At 60.7% G+C, this 13942-nt stretch carries 17 protein-coding genes; 8 read left to right on the forward strand and 9 right to left on the reverse strand.

What is annotated here, in order from left to right; translation table 11 throughout:
• Positions 1 to 195 precede the first annotated feature (195 nt).
• The 9 genes from YUU_RS0106935 to YUU_RS54950 all read right to left on the reverse strand — a co-directional run bounded on the left by YUU_RS0106935 (position 196) and on the right by YUU_RS54950 (position 5846).
• The gene (locus tag YUU_RS0106935; protein WP_027521746.1) at positions 196 to 447 is read right to left on the reverse strand and encodes a hypothetical protein; all 252 of its coding nucleotides are present in this window, start codon (positions 445 to 447) and stop codon (positions 196 to 198) included.
• Between the two features lie 271 nt (positions 448 to 718).
• Positions 719 to 1051 (reverse strand): hypothetical protein, encoded by a 333-nt coding sequence (locus YUU_RS50160; protein WP_035661437.1) that lies wholly within the window; start codon positions 1049 to 1051, stop codon positions 719 to 721.
• A gap of 471 nt (positions 1052 to 1522) precedes the next feature.
• The gene (locus YUU_RS0106955) at positions 1523 to 1756 is read right to left on the reverse strand and encodes a hypothetical protein (protein WP_027521747.1); all 234 of its coding nucleotides are present in this window, start codon (positions 1754 to 1756) and stop codon (positions 1523 to 1525) included.
• On the reverse strand, positions 1756 to 1980 hold the full coding sequence (locus YUU_RS0106960) for a hypothetical protein (protein ID WP_156944141.1): 225 nt from the start codon (positions 1978 to 1980) through the stop codon (positions 1756 to 1758). The genes YUU_RS0106955 and YUU_RS0106960 overlap by 1 nt, the downstream gene beginning before the upstream one ends.
• Before the next feature lie 11 nt (positions 1981 to 1991).
• Complete coding sequence (locus YUU_RS0106965; RefSeq protein WP_027521749.1) at positions 1992 to 2261, reverse strand: hypothetical protein; 270 nt, start codon at positions 2259 to 2261, stop codon at positions 1992 to 1994.
• Positions 2258 to 2533 (reverse strand): hypothetical protein, encoded by a 276-nt coding sequence (locus YUU_RS0106970; protein WP_156944142.1) that lies wholly within the window; start codon positions 2531 to 2533, stop codon positions 2258 to 2260. Before YUU_RS0106970 ends, YUU_RS0106965 begins: the two co-directional genes overlap by 4 nt.
• A 12-nt stretch (positions 2534 to 2545) precedes the next feature.
• A complete protein-coding gene (locus YUU_RS0106975; protein ID WP_027521751.1) occupies positions 2546 to 3037 on the reverse strand; it encodes a hypothetical protein in 492 nt (163 codons plus the stop codon).
• 57 nt (positions 3038 to 3094) lie between these two features.
• Positions 3095 to 3373, reverse strand: coding sequence for a hypothetical protein (locus tag YUU_RS0106980; RefSeq protein WP_027521752.1), 279 nt, complete (start codon positions 3371 to 3373; stop codon positions 3095 to 3097).
• 19 nt (positions 3374 to 3392) lie between these two features.
• Positions 3393 to 5846, reverse strand: coding sequence for a bifunctional DNA primase/polymerase (locus YUU_RS54950; protein WP_051389635.1), 2454 nt, complete (start codon positions 5844 to 5846; stop codon positions 3393 to 3395).
• 951 nt (positions 5847 to 6797) lie between these two features.
• On the opposite strand from YUU_RS54950, the gene YUU_RS0106990 reads away from it, so the two are divergent.
• From YUU_RS0106990 to YUU_RS50195, 8 genes are all read left to right on the forward strand, one after another.
• Positions 6798 to 7001 (forward strand): hypothetical protein, encoded by a 204-nt coding sequence (locus YUU_RS0106990; protein WP_156944143.1) that lies wholly within the window; start codon positions 6798 to 6800, stop codon positions 6999 to 7001.
• A gap of 386 nt (positions 7002 to 7387) precedes the next feature.
• Positions 7388 to 8008 (forward strand): terminase small subunit, encoded by a 621-nt coding sequence (locus tag YUU_RS0106995; protein ID WP_027521754.1) that lies wholly within the window; start codon positions 7388 to 7390, stop codon positions 8006 to 8008.
• The gene (locus tag YUU_RS50175; RefSeq protein ID WP_198031707.1) at positions 7923 to 10061 is read left to right on the forward strand and encodes a phage terminase large subunit family protein; all 2139 of its coding nucleotides are present in this window, start codon (positions 7923 to 7925) and stop codon (positions 10059 to 10061) included. Before YUU_RS0106995 ends, YUU_RS50175 begins: the two co-directional genes overlap by 86 nt.
• Positions 10062 to 10072: 11 nt before the next feature.
• On the forward strand, positions 10073 to 10534 hold the full coding sequence (locus YUU_RS54955) for a sterol desaturase family protein (RefSeq protein WP_027521755.1): 462 nt from the start codon (positions 10073 to 10075) through the stop codon (positions 10532 to 10534).
• A 69-nt stretch (positions 10535 to 10603) separates the two neighbouring features.
• Positions 10604 to 10828 carry a phage head-tail joining protein gene (locus YUU_RS0107010; protein ID WP_027521756.1) on the forward strand — a complete coding sequence of 75 codons (225 nt, stop codon included), beginning with the start codon at positions 10604 to 10606 and terminating at the stop codon, positions 10826 to 10828.
• Between the two features lie 3 nt (positions 10829 to 10831).
• Entirely contained in the window at positions 10832 to 12481 is a 1650-nt protein-coding gene (locus YUU_RS50185) for a phage portal protein (protein ID WP_051389636.1), read from the forward strand.
• A gap of 10 nt (positions 12482 to 12491) precedes the next feature.
• A complete protein-coding gene (locus YUU_RS54960; protein ID WP_051389637.1) occupies positions 12492 to 13463 on the forward strand; it encodes a head maturation protease, ClpP-related in 972 nt (323 codons plus the stop codon).
• A 50-nt stretch (positions 13464 to 13513) separates the two neighbouring features.
• Positions 13514 to 13912 carry a head decoration protein gene (locus tag YUU_RS50195; RefSeq protein ID WP_035661443.1) on the forward strand — a complete coding sequence of 133 codons (399 nt, stop codon included), beginning with the start codon at positions 13514 to 13516 and terminating at the stop codon, positions 13910 to 13912.
• Positions 13913 to 13942 lie beyond the last annotated feature (30 nt).

Raw genomic sequence — 13942 nt, forward strand, 5'->3', positions numbered from 1 at the left:
CGCACCGTCGTAATGACGCTAGACATCCACTGCGCGCCCGCGCCGCAAAGCGGCTTAAGCGCGCCCTCCTGATGCGGCCCTCGAATGTGAATTCGGCTCACCGATTCCGCTCCACATACAAATGCGAGGCGATGCCAATCGCCCACCCAACGCCGCAAATCAGCAATGGCAATCCGAGAACGATGAGCGCGTCTCTCATGAGCCTTGCCGCCGATCTTCCGCCGCGAGTGCGCGAGATGCTTCAAGAGCGCTCCGAATCTCTTCGCGCATTTCCACGCGCAGTTCGGAGTTTTCGGGCGCGAAGTAGTACAGCGCCCGCATGATCACGATTTGGTTTTCGAGAATACGACGCGTGCGCGCGGCTCCGGCTTCACGGCGCGACTGCCCGGCGGCCTTCACGCCGCTTCCGGTCTTCGGCGGGATGAACTTGTCGTTGATGATACGCATTAGCGGTACACCTTCGTCGGCATTTTGGGGAACGTCAGACGCTCGCGACGGAGCGTCCAATTTAGATCAGCCTTCCACGTGACAATGGCCAGCGGTTCATGGCCGCGGTCGCGGGCCGCGCGGATGTACTCCCCCATTCCACAATTCGGCCGGACGGCGTGCCACATTGTAGCTGCGACAGCCCCCGTATGGGGATTGCGGCAGACAAGGCACTTACGGACGAAGCCGTTGATACGCTCCCGCGCGTTAAGGGGATAGGGCGGTGCTTCGATCATGACGCGCACTTCCTCAATCGTTCGATGGTGGCTTCGCTGACACCGTGCGCGCGGGCCATCGATTCCAGCGTCGCGGCGTCGTACTTCTTCAGTGCCCAACGCACCATGCGGCAGGTGATGGACTTTTCATCGTCTGGCCACGACATGGCGTAGGCGGCGAGCACCGGGCGCATGCAGTCCCGGCCTTCGCGCATCGCCTCATAGCGAGCGGCCGTCCCGCATCGGGCGTCCGGTGGGTAGACAGCATCGCGTGTGTAGTCGGTGGCGGCGGTCGTGTGCGGCGCGAGCAAGAGCGCGCACGCGCCGAAGATCGGAATCAGTCTGGCCATTTGCGGCCCTCCTAAAAGAATGTGTAGAGCAAGGAGACGAAGAAGCTTCGGCGGAGTCCGTGGCGGCAGAACCACCAACGGTCCGACCACCTATCCCATAGCTTCCGCCAAAACGGCCTGAAGCAGATGAAGCCCCGTCGCCGAAGCTCTTCTTGCATGTCGCGGCTGAGATGCGCGCTCACGCCATAGCGGCACGTGTGCGCAAGCGCCCAATCGAATCTATTGCGGGCCATTAGTCCGCCTTCCACGTGATAAGGGCCATGGGCTCCCACCCGTGGTTTCGCGCAACGTAGAAGTAGTCGCGCATATCGTCGGTGCGCTTCGCGAGCCGCCAACGGGTGAAGCGCAAAGGGCCGCCTACCAGGATGCTACGATATGCGATGCATTTATAGACGTAACCTCGCTTGGTATCGCTGACGCGGGCTGGCTGAATGGGCGGCCTCAATGCCGTGTTGAGGGAGCTATATCGACTCACAGCGACACCAAGGCCGGGTCGTCTTCGTGGGTGCCGGGCACGATCCAATAGGAGTGCGACGGCCAATCGGGACGGCCGTACAGCACATCGAAGCAATCGTCGGTGAATCCAAATGAGCACATGGGCAATTCTCCTAGGCGTTTGAACGCCAAACAAACTTCGTAATATTTCTGCTCCGCGCGCTCATAGGCCAACAGCAAGTCTGCGGTGCGCGCGAAGTCGGCGGGCACTAGGAAATCTCCTTGTTGGCGGCCTCAGCGTTCGCGCGGCCGACCCGCGCGAGTTCGAGAGCGGCGAGACGCTGGCGGCAAAACTTGCACGTCACTTCACTCTCGACTCCGGTTGAGTTGATGTCGTCGCCGGCAGCCATGCGGTTGCAAAGCGTGCCCGTGACCGTCGCCGGCACGCCAAATCGCAACACCTTTTGGATGCGCTGCATGTGAATTTTAAGCATCGAAAAATCTCCTAACCAAAATCCATATCGTCAACATCGATGAACACCGGGTCCGGCTCCGGTGTGGGCTTCATGGAAGGGCCGCGCGGGGCGCGGACCATCTTCGCGCTTGTGAGCGCGGCACGGAGAGCTTCAACGGGGTCTTTGTCGGTGGCGCTGGAATGGCCCGTGCCGCTCGCGACGCGGAAGACGGCATGGAAGCCGCGTTCGGTCGCGATGACGGAGAGGTGATTAAGCTCACCTCGCCGTGCGGCGTCGGCAATGAGTTCTTCGAGCGTCATCGGATGGTCAACTCTCTATCGATGACGCAGATGGGGACGCAGGAAAGGAGGTTGTTGGTGGACGCGTGACCGAATTCCGTGTGCCACGCGGCTTCCGCGAGCGCTTGCGACGTGGCTACGACGTGCCAGCGGCGTTTCGTCCGTTTCGTGTATGAATAGCGGCTATCCATCGGGCCGTCCGGCACGTACACGTGAACGTCAGAAGCCATCGCGCATTCGTAGACGATGGGGTAATCACCAACACAGCGGTAGAGCGATTCAAGATCAGACATTAAGGTGGCCTCTTAGTTGGCCCACGCGGCGCGGAAGGCCGTCATGTCAAGGCGGGTGAAAAGGGATTGCACTTCGTCGGCGCCGAACTGATCGGGCACCACTGCGAGGTAGAGGAGCAATTCGGCGTAGCGTGAGCCGCTGTTGATAAAGGCGTGTTCGTCATCGAAGCGCTTTGCGGCTTCGGGGTGTGAGCTAACGAAGCGCATCACGAATTCTAAGGCGCGGGCCTGATCAACGATGGATTCGACAAGGCCCGGCTTGTTGTGCACGGACTGATGCGCGCGAAGGAAGATGTAGAAGCCGTGGAGCTTGACGGCGGCGAGTGCGTATTGACCGTCCAGCAAGGACTCTTGGACCGACGGCAACCAAAGCGATGCAATATAGGAGAAACGTTCGTAGGTGGTCGGTTCTGCCTTCTTCAAGATTTCGTCGGTGGTGCGGCTTCGCTGATCGATGGTGGCTTCAAATTCCCGCCAAAAAGGCAACGCGATACTGAAATTCATAGTGGGCAATCCCTGCGTTTGTTTTTATTGGGTGGTGGTGCGAAAATGCGGTGGGGGCTAATCGGAGGCGTTGTCGCGGTAGAAGCAATGTGCGTGACGCTTGCAGACTTCGGGCGCTCCGCAGCTAATAACTGCGCAGGCGCGAAGGTGCCCTCCGATCGCGGGCGCGAAGGCTTGGTAATCCTGTACGACCTTGCGCAAGGCAATGGTGCGCTCCTCCAACTCCGTGAGAGTCTGGGGCTTGGCATTGGCGAAATCGATAGCCGCAGCCAACACAGCGTCGCGCCGTGCGTCGCTGATCCTGTCGGCGTGGGCCATCTTTAGTTTGTCGGACACGTCAGTTACTCCTTTCCTGTTAATCGAAATCGAAGTCGTCTTCGTGGGCCTCATTCCAATCCGTCGGCGAGCGCAAGATTTGGTCGAAGCGTTCGCGGCACTCTTGGAGCTTGGGAATCTCAATGGCTTGCGCGCGACCGTCACTTGGTGAGGCTGCCACCGTGGAGTCGTCGGGCACCTTCAGCCGTAAGCGCGTGCGGGCCGCCTTGATGACCTTTACGAACTCTTGGAGGAAGAACACGCTGTTGTTGCGGTTCATGTTGCCCGCGGGGATGCCGCTCTCCTTGCAGAACTGCGCAAAGGCGGTGCGGAGATCTTCGTAGAAGAAGCGGATTGGCGCGTGCTCCCACTTCGCCTCTTCCAATACGGGTGTGGGCCAGATACCGGAATAGCAGGCGTTGAACACGAAGGTTTGCACGGCCGACAGATTGCGTAGCTTCTGACCCGCAAGCCCGGCGGTGTTCACAACATGGCGCGGGTGCCAGCCCTCCGGAAGTTTATGGCTCAGAAGATCGTGCAGCATGCGGCCGTAACCACCGTTGCGAAGCTCATCGTGTAGGGCTGTCCACTTCTTGGTGCTGCCCATCCACTTGTCGTTGGCCTCGCTGACAACGTAGCGGCGTTCGTCATCGCTGGCGCTGATGGCCCAATCTTCATTGGTGGCCATCATGACGTGAATCTGATTTTTTGCCGGATGAGAGTTGAAGCCCTTCGGCTCAATCTGAATGATGGGCTCGCTGATGATGTGCTTGATTTTGGACTCGGCGGCTTTGTCGTAGGGGCGCACCGCTTCGTCCGCGAACAGGAAGAGACAATCTTCGAGATGCGCATTGAAGCGGCCGGTGAGCAAATCGGGTGAGCCGATTGCGATCGCGTGGCGCCCAATGAGCTTCACCAACGCATTGCCCAACGTGCCTTTGCCGATGCCCTTGCGCCCCTTGAACACGACGGCGGCTTCCGCGTGTTGACTCGGATGCTGAAACAGAAAAGCCATCCAATTCATCACGTAGTTGAAAACAGCGTCGTCAGCGTTGCAGAGACATTCGTGCGTCATCTCCTTGAGACGGGACCAAGACCCCTTCGTGCTCGCTTCCGTCGCAAAGCCCGTCCACAGGTTCAGCCAACCTTCGTGCTCATGCTCAGGATCGAACGTCACGCCGTTGACGGTGTTGCGGCCTTCCCACTCAGTCCACGCCTTGCCTAGCTGCACGGTGGGCGATGCGCCCTTCGCGAGATTGGATGTGTCGCGCTCAATGCGCCGGTTGGCGAAGAACTTCTCGAAGTCGGCCGTGGAGTAGCGTTCCCATGACGGGCGATTCATCACAGGGTCAGGCTTGCATTCGAGCACGCGGAGCTTGCCGCCCTCGAAGGCCATCGTGAAGCGAGCGTTGAGCGCTTCGAGCACGCCAAGCGACTCTTCGTCGTACTCACCTTCGGGCTTCACGCCGTCGTCTTCATCATCACCACCGGCAGACTTGCCGGTTGGCTTCGACTTGCTCTTCGGCTTGGGGGCGGCCGGTTCGCTGACATCGATACTATCGACATCGTCTTCGTCGTCGAAGCCCGCGAACTCTGCGGCTGCTGCTTCCTGGTCAGGCGGCAATACATCAAGCGCGCCTTCCTCTGACAAGAAGTGCCGCAACGTGCCGATGGTCACGACGCCTTCGGCGCGTTGCCGGTGGAGGCTGTCCCAACGGCGGCCGACGACTTCGGCTTGATCGGCGTAGCTCGGATCGCTGATGGACCAATCGACGAACTCTTGCCGGGCGTCGCCGCTGCTAGCGTGATGGATTGCCATCATCAGCTTGAGCCAACGCTCATGGTCGCGGAATTTCGTCGGATCGATGCGGGCTAGAATCTTTTCGGCTTGCTCCTGGTCAATCTGTCCACCGGCCGCTGATGACGGCGGGCGCTGCGGACGGCGGATGTGCACTAGCAGCGCATCGGGGATCATGGGGAGCACGGCCGGGTCCGGGCCGTCTTCCTTCCACACGTAGAATTCTTTGGTGTCCGGGTGGATCGAACCGGCGGCGACAACCTGTCGGCCTTTTGATTTGAACTCGACGCCCGGGAAGTCCTTGAGCGTATCCACCAACGGAACGTCGGAGGGCTTGGCGAGGTAGTAGTGCCGGCCGCCGCTGCCGGTGATCACGCAAGGCCATGCGGCATCGTCAATGCCGTACTCCATGCACAGATTGTCCCAGCCCTCATTGCCACCGTTGCGCGGATCGATGTCCACCACGACGACGGAAGCGGGGAGGCGAACGCCCACATTGTGGTTGTTGGTCAGACACCACGCCAACACCTTCGTTGAGGAGTAGGGGCGCTTGGTCCAATCGGTGTGGAGCGGGCGCTTGCCGTCCTTGCGGATGGAGCCGTGCCGGGCGCTCTCGGCATCATGCCGGTGGAGCGGAATCAATGTGCCGTGCGTAGCGCTGTAGCGGCGTAGCGAGGGGGCTTGGAGCGTTTTCATGATCCGACTCCTATTCCTCGAAAGAGGTGGAGTCAATCCTAAAAACGCAAAATCTGTTTCTCAAAATAGGAGCAGCGTAGCGGGAGTAGTTGCCCGCAGCGAATTCAAATTATTTTTGAAGACGCGGTGCGCGGGGGTAGAAAATAATTTGAATTGGTCGGGGGTCAGCTACTCAGCTACGACCGCGACCTGAAAACGTAATAAAATCAATGGAGCGAGACGCAAAGTAGCGGAGTTTCGCTCTAATTCCTTTACTACATCATCACTCCTTCGGAAAAGAAGAAGAATAGGTAGGGGGTATATATAGGGAATTGGGACGGTCTACTTGCTACACCTCATCGGGCGCTGAGATTGGAATTAATTTGAAATGCACGATGTGGTTGAACCGCACACGTGGGCACATCGTCGCACTGGACTGATTGCCGAATTAATTTGATCACGTCCTCCGCAATGGTTTCGGAGTCATGAACCAAATTAATTTGAAACATGTAGCGCCACTCCGGGTTGCATTAGCGCTGATCTCACATTTGAAATTAATTTGAAACACTGCCGGGCCGTCGTCGCGTATTAGTTCAAAATTGAAATTAATTTGAAATGTCGGGTCCCTCTGGCCCAAAACGCAATGCGGGCAGAACGGAGGCGCGGACCCTCCCCAGCTATAAATTAATTTGAAACGGCTTAGGGTACGCATCGGCCGCGCGGCCTATGCGCGCTGGCGCATAACGGCGGTTTATGCGCGACAGCCCATAGGGTGAATTCGTTACTGGAAATCACGCCGCGTCGTCGGCTAGGAGTCGCGAAGGTCGCGGCACTGGATAAAGCCGACGCGGATAAACGTGAGTCGCTCTCCCGAGTCTTTCGGCAACGGCTCACCCCGCGCGGATATCCTAGAAGACCTTCACTTCGGCCGGGGTAAGGACCGCACCCGGCCACCAATCCGGAGTAGTGCACGTGGAGACCATTGCAGCCTTGACGACGAACCAACCGGGCTTCCCGTACGTCAACGCCTCGCGTCTGCCAGACGGTCGCGTGCGGCTGATCGTGCGAGAGCAGGTTGGCAAGCTCGCGACCATCGAACTGTCGGACGTTGAGTGGCGCGCGTTCCTTTCGCAGGGCCTTGCGTCCGAACAGGGCGACGGAGCGGTGATCCGCTAACAACCGGGAGTCGAACCGTGGCGATGTCCAGTGACGTGAAGGCCGGGCTGATTTTCAGTTTGTGCTTCTGGGGCGCAATCGCCCTTGCAGGATTGGGTTTGGTTGCGGGCGTCGTCTACGCCCTCACATGAATCGGGCGCGCGGAGCGCTGTAGGGGCCTTGACCCGCCGATGGAGTCGCGGGGTATCACTGCCACTCCGGGCAGAGAGGTATACAGCACCGCGCGCCCGCCGAAATCTCGCGCGAGAGAGTCGCTAGCCGCCTCAGGCGGGGAAGCGCAAACGAACGGCCCGCCCCGGATGAACGGGCGGGCCGTTCTGCTTCGTACGACGTAATTCCTTTCGTTACTGGAATCGACTCCGAGTCGCCGCGTATGAGTCGCGGCCATGAGCGAGTCCGCAGACGATTTCGAGTTTGAGCCCGACGACGCCGCGCAGCCGTCGCGCGGCATGCTTGTGAACAAGTCCGAGCTTTCAAAGTTCTGCGGGCTGTCGCAACCGACGCTGGACAAGCTCTTCGCCGACGGCGCGCCGTACGTGTCGAAGGGCACGCGCAAGCAAGGTTGGAAGATCAACACCGCCGACTTCTTCGGGTGGTACGTCGCCCGCAAGGTTTCCGAAGTGACCGATGACCCGGACGCGGGCTCCTTCGACAGTGCGAAGACGCGGGACAAGGAAGCGCAAGCGCGGCTCCGCGAGCTTCAAATCGCGGAGAAGGAAAGCACCTTGATCCCGGTGGACGAAGTGGTGGCCTACGTTGGCAACATGCTTGGCGTTGTGCGCTCGCGCTTCCTCGCCGTGGAGTCCCAAGTGATTGGGCTCACTCCGGAGCAGAAGGACGCGCTGAAGGAAGCCGTTGCCGACGCGTTCGCCGATGTGTCCGGCGATAAGCGGGAAGATTGGACCGATGACGAATCCAGCGATGATGACGATTCCGAAGCCGAAGCCCTTGATGACTTCGAACCTGCTTCCGAGAGTGGCAGTCAAGAGGGCGCTTCGGAGGATTGACGCAGCGGCGCGGCAAACACTGAAGCCGCCGCCCATCCTCTCCATCCCGCAGTGGGCCGATAAGTACCGGCGGCTCTCCACGTCGTCCGGCGCGATCGGTGGCCCGTGGCGCACATCGCGCGTGGAAGTGGCGCGCGGTCCCATGATGGCTGTGAAGGAGCACGGCGTACGCACCATCACCGTCATGTCGTGCACGCAGTTGATGAAGACCTCACTTCTGGAAAACGTAATCGGCTACTTCTCGCATTTGGACCCGTGCCCGATGCTGTTGACGCAGCCGAAGGAAGGCGCGGTGAAGGCGTTCTCCAAGGAGCGCCTGGTGCCGATGTCCAAAGCGACTCCGGTGCTCCAACCGATTCTTGGCGACCTGAAGTCGCGATCTTCCGACGACACGTTGCAGTACAAGGAATTTTCTGGCGGCTTCTTGGCGCTAGAGTCTGCGGGCTCGCCTACCAACCTCGCGATGCGCGCAATCCGAATCACGTTGCTGGACGAAATCGACAAGTACGAAACGACCAAAGAAGGCGATCCGGTGTTGCTCGCCGAAGAGCGCACCTCCACCTTCAATCTCACCAACAACAGCTTGCACATCCGCACGTGCTCGCCGACGATGGTTGAAACGTCGCGCATCTATAAATCCTATCTCGAGTCCGATCAGCGGCGGCCGTTCGTTGAGTGCCCGCATTGCCGCTACTCGCAGGTGCTGAACTTCTTCCGACATGTGCAATGGAACAAATCGGAGGAGGGTGAGCACTACCCGTTCACGGCTGCGGTGTACTGCGAAAACTGCGGTACCGAATGGACCGAAGCGGACCGCATGCGCATCATCACGACCGAAGGGGCGATCCGCTGGCGGCAGACGCGCGCCTTTGAGTGTTGCGGCGAGAAGCAAGAACCGCTGAAGACCCGGAAGTGGAAGTGGCACTCCCGCTTCAAGGTGGGATACGCGTGCTGTCAGCATTGCGGCAAGAAGGGCGTGCCGAACGCGCATGCGGGTTTCAACGCGGGCAAGCTCCATTCGCCCTTCATCACAGTTCCGGAGCTTGCGGAAAAGTGGGTGCTGAGCAAGGACGACCCGGAGACCAAGCAAACCTTCTACAATACGCAGTTGGGACTCCCGTTCGAAACCACTGCGTTGAAGAAGCTTGAAGCGAACTCGCTCCTTGCGCGTCGCGAAGTCTTCGGCGCGCAAGTGCCGACGGGCGGCGTCGTGCTCACCGCGGGAATCGACGTGCAAACCGGCGGCTCCGTAAACGAAGGCCGCTTGGAAATCGAAGTCGTCGCATGGGGTCGGGGCGAAGAGTCGTGGTCGGTGGACTACAAAGTCTTGTACGGCGATCCGGCGCGGCCCGAACTATGGGAAGAGCTTGACTCGTATTTGCTCGCGCCGTTTCAGCACGAGAGCGGCGGGCAAATGGTCATTCGCGCGGCGTGCATCGACTCCGGCGGCAACAACCCGGAGGAAGTCTATAAGTTCGCTCGCGCTCGCATCGGCCGCAACGTGTGGGCCATCAAGGGTGCGGCTGATCGCTCCGGGCAGTGGTCGCCCGTGTGGCCTATCCCGAAGCTGGACCCGAAGAAGACGCGGCAAACCGGATACAAGCCGGTGATTCTTGGCGTCAACGCGGCGAAAGAATCCGTCCGACAAAAGCTCCTTGTCGAAGATCACGGCCCCGGCTTCTGCCACTTTCCGGCGGGCAGGCCGGAAGGCTACTTCGATCAGCTCATGTCGGAAAACTTGGTCCTGGAGAAGAAGGCCGGTGTGACCATCCGCAAGTGGGTCGCGAAGAAGGGCCACGCCAACGAAGCCTTGGACACTCGCGTGTACGCTTACGGCGCACTCGCCGGGCTCCGCGCCGTGCGCAAGTTCAACTTGGAGCGCGCGGCTGGGATGGTCGAAGCCTATCGGCATGATGCGCAGCCGGTGGAGCAAGTGGACGACCCCACAGCGCGCACGGCCATGAAGCTTAACGAGACATTGGCACCACCGCCGCGCCGCCCGGCGCCACCGCAACGTGTTCGGGCGCCGCGCCGGTCTTCATTTGTAGGCTAGGGAGTTTTGTCGTGTTTTATTATTCCGAATTTATTGTCGCGCCCATTCTCGCGTCGATTCTGTTCCTGACTTCGGGGCTCGCACTGCCCGCCTTCGTGACGCTGTTCGTAGCGGGCGCGCTCTTATGGACGTTGGCGGAATACGGCGTGCACCGCTATGTGCACGTGAGCCACGTGCTAGCGCCGTCGCACCGCCGGCACCACGCGGTGCCGGATGAGGTTATCGAACAAAGCTTCTGGCAAATTTGGGTGGGCTTCACGGTCGTGTATTGCGTGGCGGGCGACGCCGTGCTTGCGGGCGTGCTCACCGCCTACACGTGGTACCTCTTCGTGCACGAATGCGCCCACCACCGCCGCGGCTGGATTCCCTCCACGCTGTTGAAGCACCACGACGGGCATCACAGGTACGCCACCCGAAACTTCGGGGTGAGCACGACGCTGTGGGATCGCGTGTTCGGAACCGTGCTCCGCTAAGCGGGGCCATTCGTTACTGGAATCGGGTTTTCCGGCTGCGGTACGTTCCCGGCATCAAGGGGCGTACCGATGGCCGACACAACGGAACAGATTCAGGCGAAGCTTACGGCCATCCGCACGGCCCGCGACACGGGCGCGCTTGACGTCCGTCACGGCGACACACGAACCATCTTCCGCAGCCTTACGGAAATGAACGCGATTATCAAGGACCTAGAGTCCCAGCTTTCGACAGTCCAAGGCACCGCGCCCAAGAAGCGCATTGGCTACATCGTGCAGAAGTGCAAGGGACTGTGATTCATGGCGCGAGCGACTGCGAAGAAGCGCGCAGCTAAGGGCGCGGCGAAGCCGAAGGTCGCGACGGCGCGGCGTGCGGTATCGCGCCTTCAGCGTTCGAAAGCTCCGGCCCGCAAAGGCAAGTCGGCGACGAAGCCTCTAGTGGGCGCACCGCGCCGGACCGTCGGGCGCGGTATGGACGCAGGCAAGACCGGGCGCCGCCTTGCCGCGATCCCGACGAATGCCACCGCGATCAACACGCAGATTCGGAAGTACGGAAAGAACATCGTTGCGCGCTCGCGCTATCTCGCGCTCAACAACCCTTACGCCGCGATGGCTAAGGAAGAGTACGTGTCGGCCCTTGTCGGGTCCGGCATCAAGCCGTCGCCGCTGATCAAGGATTCTGCGGTCAAGGAGGAAATCTCCCGCGTTTGGCGATTGTCCACTGACGAGATGGACTCCGACGGCCTGTCCGACTTCTACGGCATGCAGGCCACTATCGCTTCGGAGATGTTCGAAGCGGGCGAATGCTTTGTGCGTTTCCGTCCGCGCCTCGCCGCCGATGGACTCATTGTCCCGATGCAACTGCAACTGTTGCCGTCGGAGATGCTGGACACCGGGCACAACGAAGTGCTGCCCAACGGCGGGCGCATTGAGTGCGGAATCGAGTTCTCGCCGATTGGCACGCGTGTCGCCTATTGGTTCTATCGCCAGCACCCTGGAGAGCTTGACACAAGCGCGGCCCTTTCGGCCGTCGGGCAGAAGACGCGCGTTCCGGCGGAACAGGTCATGCACCTCTTCCGGCCGGTGCGTGCCGGGCAGATTCGCGGCATCCCGCACACGCTCGCGGGCATGGTCACGCTTGCGATGCTGGACCTGTATGACGACGCGGAGTTGGAGCGAAAGCGCGTCGCCGCACTCTTCGGTGCGTTCGTCACTCGCCCGGCGGGCGAGAGCGACGAAGCGAATCCGTTCGCGGGCACAGTGGATGGGGGCGCCGACGACAGCACCGACTTCAGCTTGGAGCCGGGCGCGGTCGTGGATCTCGCGTACGGGCAGGACATCAAGTTCGCGGAGCCCGCCGACGTGGGCGCCACCTATGAGCCGTTCCAGTACCGCGCGCTTCTCCGCGCTGCGGCGGGCTTCGGCACGACCTACGCGGGCATGACGGGCGACTTGCGCATGACTTCCTATGGTTCGATCCGCGCGGGCCTTGTCGGCTTCCGGCGCCGTATCGAAGCGCAGCAACATCACGTCATGATTTTCCAGTTCTGCCGGATCGTGTGGAAGCTGTGGTTTGAGGCGGCCGTGCTTAGCGCGGCCTTCAAGACGTTCTCTGCCCGGCTCTACGTCGCGGACCCGCTGAAGTATCGGGACGTGAAGTGGATCACGCCGAAGTGGGAGTGGATTGACCCTCTCAAGGACCGGCAAGCCGAAAAGCTCGCCGTGGACTCGGGATTCAAGGCCCGCAGCGATGTCATCGAAGCGGAAGGCTACGACCCGGAGGAAGTGGACGCGCGGATTAAGGCCGATCAAGACCGCGCGGCGGGTTTGGGCATCACGTTCATTCAACTGTCTTCGTCAATCGTCGTGGCGCCCGACGACGGAGAGTCCTTCGGCACCGATCAAACCGACGTTTCCCCGGCGGCGCCGGGCGTCACCGTAGACGGATAGGGAGGCCATCATGGCTAAGAAATCTTGGTTCAGCGCGAAGGCCAACGGCAAGTCGTCGGGCGAAGTCGTGATCTACAACGACATTGGATTTTGGGGCGTCACCGCGCAAGACTTTTATGACGCGCTGAAGGCGCTTGGCCCGGTGGATGATTTGTCGGTTCGCATCTCCTCCGACGGCGGCGAAGTGCCCGTCGGCTTCGCGATTGCGAACATGCTTGCTCGCCACAAGGCATACAAGGTCGTGACGGTGGACGGGCTCGCGGCGTCAATGGCCTCCGTGATCGCGATGACCGGGGACGAAGTGGTCATGCCGGAGAATTCGTTCCTGATGATTCACAACCCGTGGAGTGGCGTGATGGGCGATGCCGCCTACATGCGCAGCACGGCCGATGTTCTCGACAAGATGACTGTGAACATTCGGGACGCCTACATTAAACGCACCGGGCTCAAGGCGGCGAAAGTCACAGAGATGATGGACGCCGAAACGTGGCTTACCGCTGACGAAGCGGTGGAGCTTGGCTTTGCGGACCGCGTGGACGATCCGGTGGATGTAGCCGCGCAAAAGTTCAATCTCGCCAAGTTTGGAAAGGTCCCGGAATTGTTCGGGGCTCATTCGAAAGGGAAGAAGACGATGACGACCAAGAAGAACGCTGCCGCGAACAGCGGTGACGACAACAACGCCAACGAAGACGTTGCGGCGAAGACCCGTGAAGAGATTGTCGCAGAGGCGAAGGAGATTCGCGCTCTGTGCAAGCTCGCGGGCAAGGCGGAGCTTGCCGACAAGTTCATCGAAGACGGCAAGTCTGTCTCCGATGTGGTCGCAGAGCTCTCCAAGCTCAGCGACGAAAAGTCGGAGAAGGAAGAGAAGGAGACCACGACCAACGCCCGTCACACCACGACCAACGACGGTCAGAAGACGCAGGCGAAGGCTGTGGACACCACGGACATTTACGCCCGCTTCAACAAGAAGCCGACGCGCTAAGGCGCCCGGCACCGCACTGCAACCCGGTTCATTAGAAGGATATTTGAGCCATGACTACCAAGGTTTTGACGGAGCCGCAGCATCGCGGCGAATTTCTTGTTTCGGAGGCGAACGGGCATCTCTCGCGCGAAGTCGGCACGCTCGCGTCCGGCAACATCGCGAAGGACGGCCGCGCGCTGAAGTTGGTCGGGGGCAAGCTTGTCCCGGCCGCGGGCACCACGCACACCGACGGCACGTCCGATGAGAATATCGTCGGTATCGCGTTGGGCGATCACGACGCGAGCGCGACGGGCGCCAACGCTGACGTCCCGGGCGTCGTCTACATCGCTCGACTCTCAGAGGTGAAGGGTGCGCTTGTCACCCTGCACGCCGTCGTTGGTGGCGGTGCCGCCGCTGCGACCGCCGCGGTGAAGGCCGCGCTCGCCAAGCTCAACATCATTGAGCGTTAAGCGGCGGGGAAACGTTACTTGATCCGGGGC

It is taken from the genome of Bradyrhizobium sp. Ec3.3 (assembly GCF_000472925.1).
Taxonomy (GTDB): Bacteria; Pseudomonadota; Alphaproteobacteria; order Rhizobiales; family Xanthobacteraceae; genus Bradyrhizobium.

Coding starts and splice junctions, on each gene's coding strand:
- YUU_RS50160 (WP_035661437.1), bottom strand. CDS start 1,051: ATGGCCAGACTGATTCCGATCTTCGGCGCGTGCGCGCTCTTGCTCGCG.
- YUU_RS50175 (WP_198031707.1), top strand. CDS start 7,923: ATGATGACGATTCCGAAGCCGAAGCCCTTGATGACTTCGAACCTGCTT.
- YUU_RS0107010 (WP_027521756.1), top strand. CDS start 10,604: ATGGCCGACACAACGGAACAGATTCAGGCGAAGCTTACGGCCATCCGC.
- YUU_RS0106965 (WP_027521749.1), bottom strand. CDS start 2,261: ATGACGCTCGAAGAACTCATTGCCGACGCCGCACGGCGAGGTGAGCTT.
- YUU_RS0106935 (WP_027521746.1), bottom strand. CDS start 447: ATGCGTATCATCAACGACAAGTTCATCCCGCCGAAGACCGGAAGCGGC.
- YUU_RS0106960 (WP_156944141.1), bottom strand. CDS start 1,980: ATGCTTAAAATTCACATGCAGCGCATCCAAAAGGTGTTGCGATTTGGC.
- YUU_RS0106970 (WP_156944142.1), bottom strand. CDS start 2,533: ATGTCTGATCTTGAATCGCTCTACCGCTGTGTTGGTGATTACCCCATC.
- YUU_RS0106975 (WP_027521751.1), bottom strand. CDS start 3,037: ATGAATTTCAGTATCGCGTTGCCTTTTTGGCGGGAATTTGAAGCCACC.
- YUU_RS0106995 (WP_027521754.1), top strand. CDS start 7,388: ATGAGCGAGTCCGCAGACGATTTCGAGTTTGAGCCCGACGACGCCGCG.
- YUU_RS54950 (WP_051389635.1), bottom strand. CDS start 5,846: ATGAAAACGCTCCAAGCCCCCTCGCTACGCCGCTACAGCGCTACGCAC.
- YUU_RS50185 (WP_051389636.1), top strand. CDS start 10,832: ATGGCGCGAGCGACTGCGAAGAAGCGCGCAGCTAAGGGCGCGGCGAAG.
- YUU_RS54960 (WP_051389637.1), top strand. CDS start 12,492: ATGGCTAAGAAATCTTGGTTCAGCGCGAAGGCCAACGGCAAGTCGTCG.
- YUU_RS50195 (WP_035661443.1), top strand. CDS start 13,514: ATGACTACCAAGGTTTTGACGGAGCCGCAGCATCGCGGCGAATTTCTT.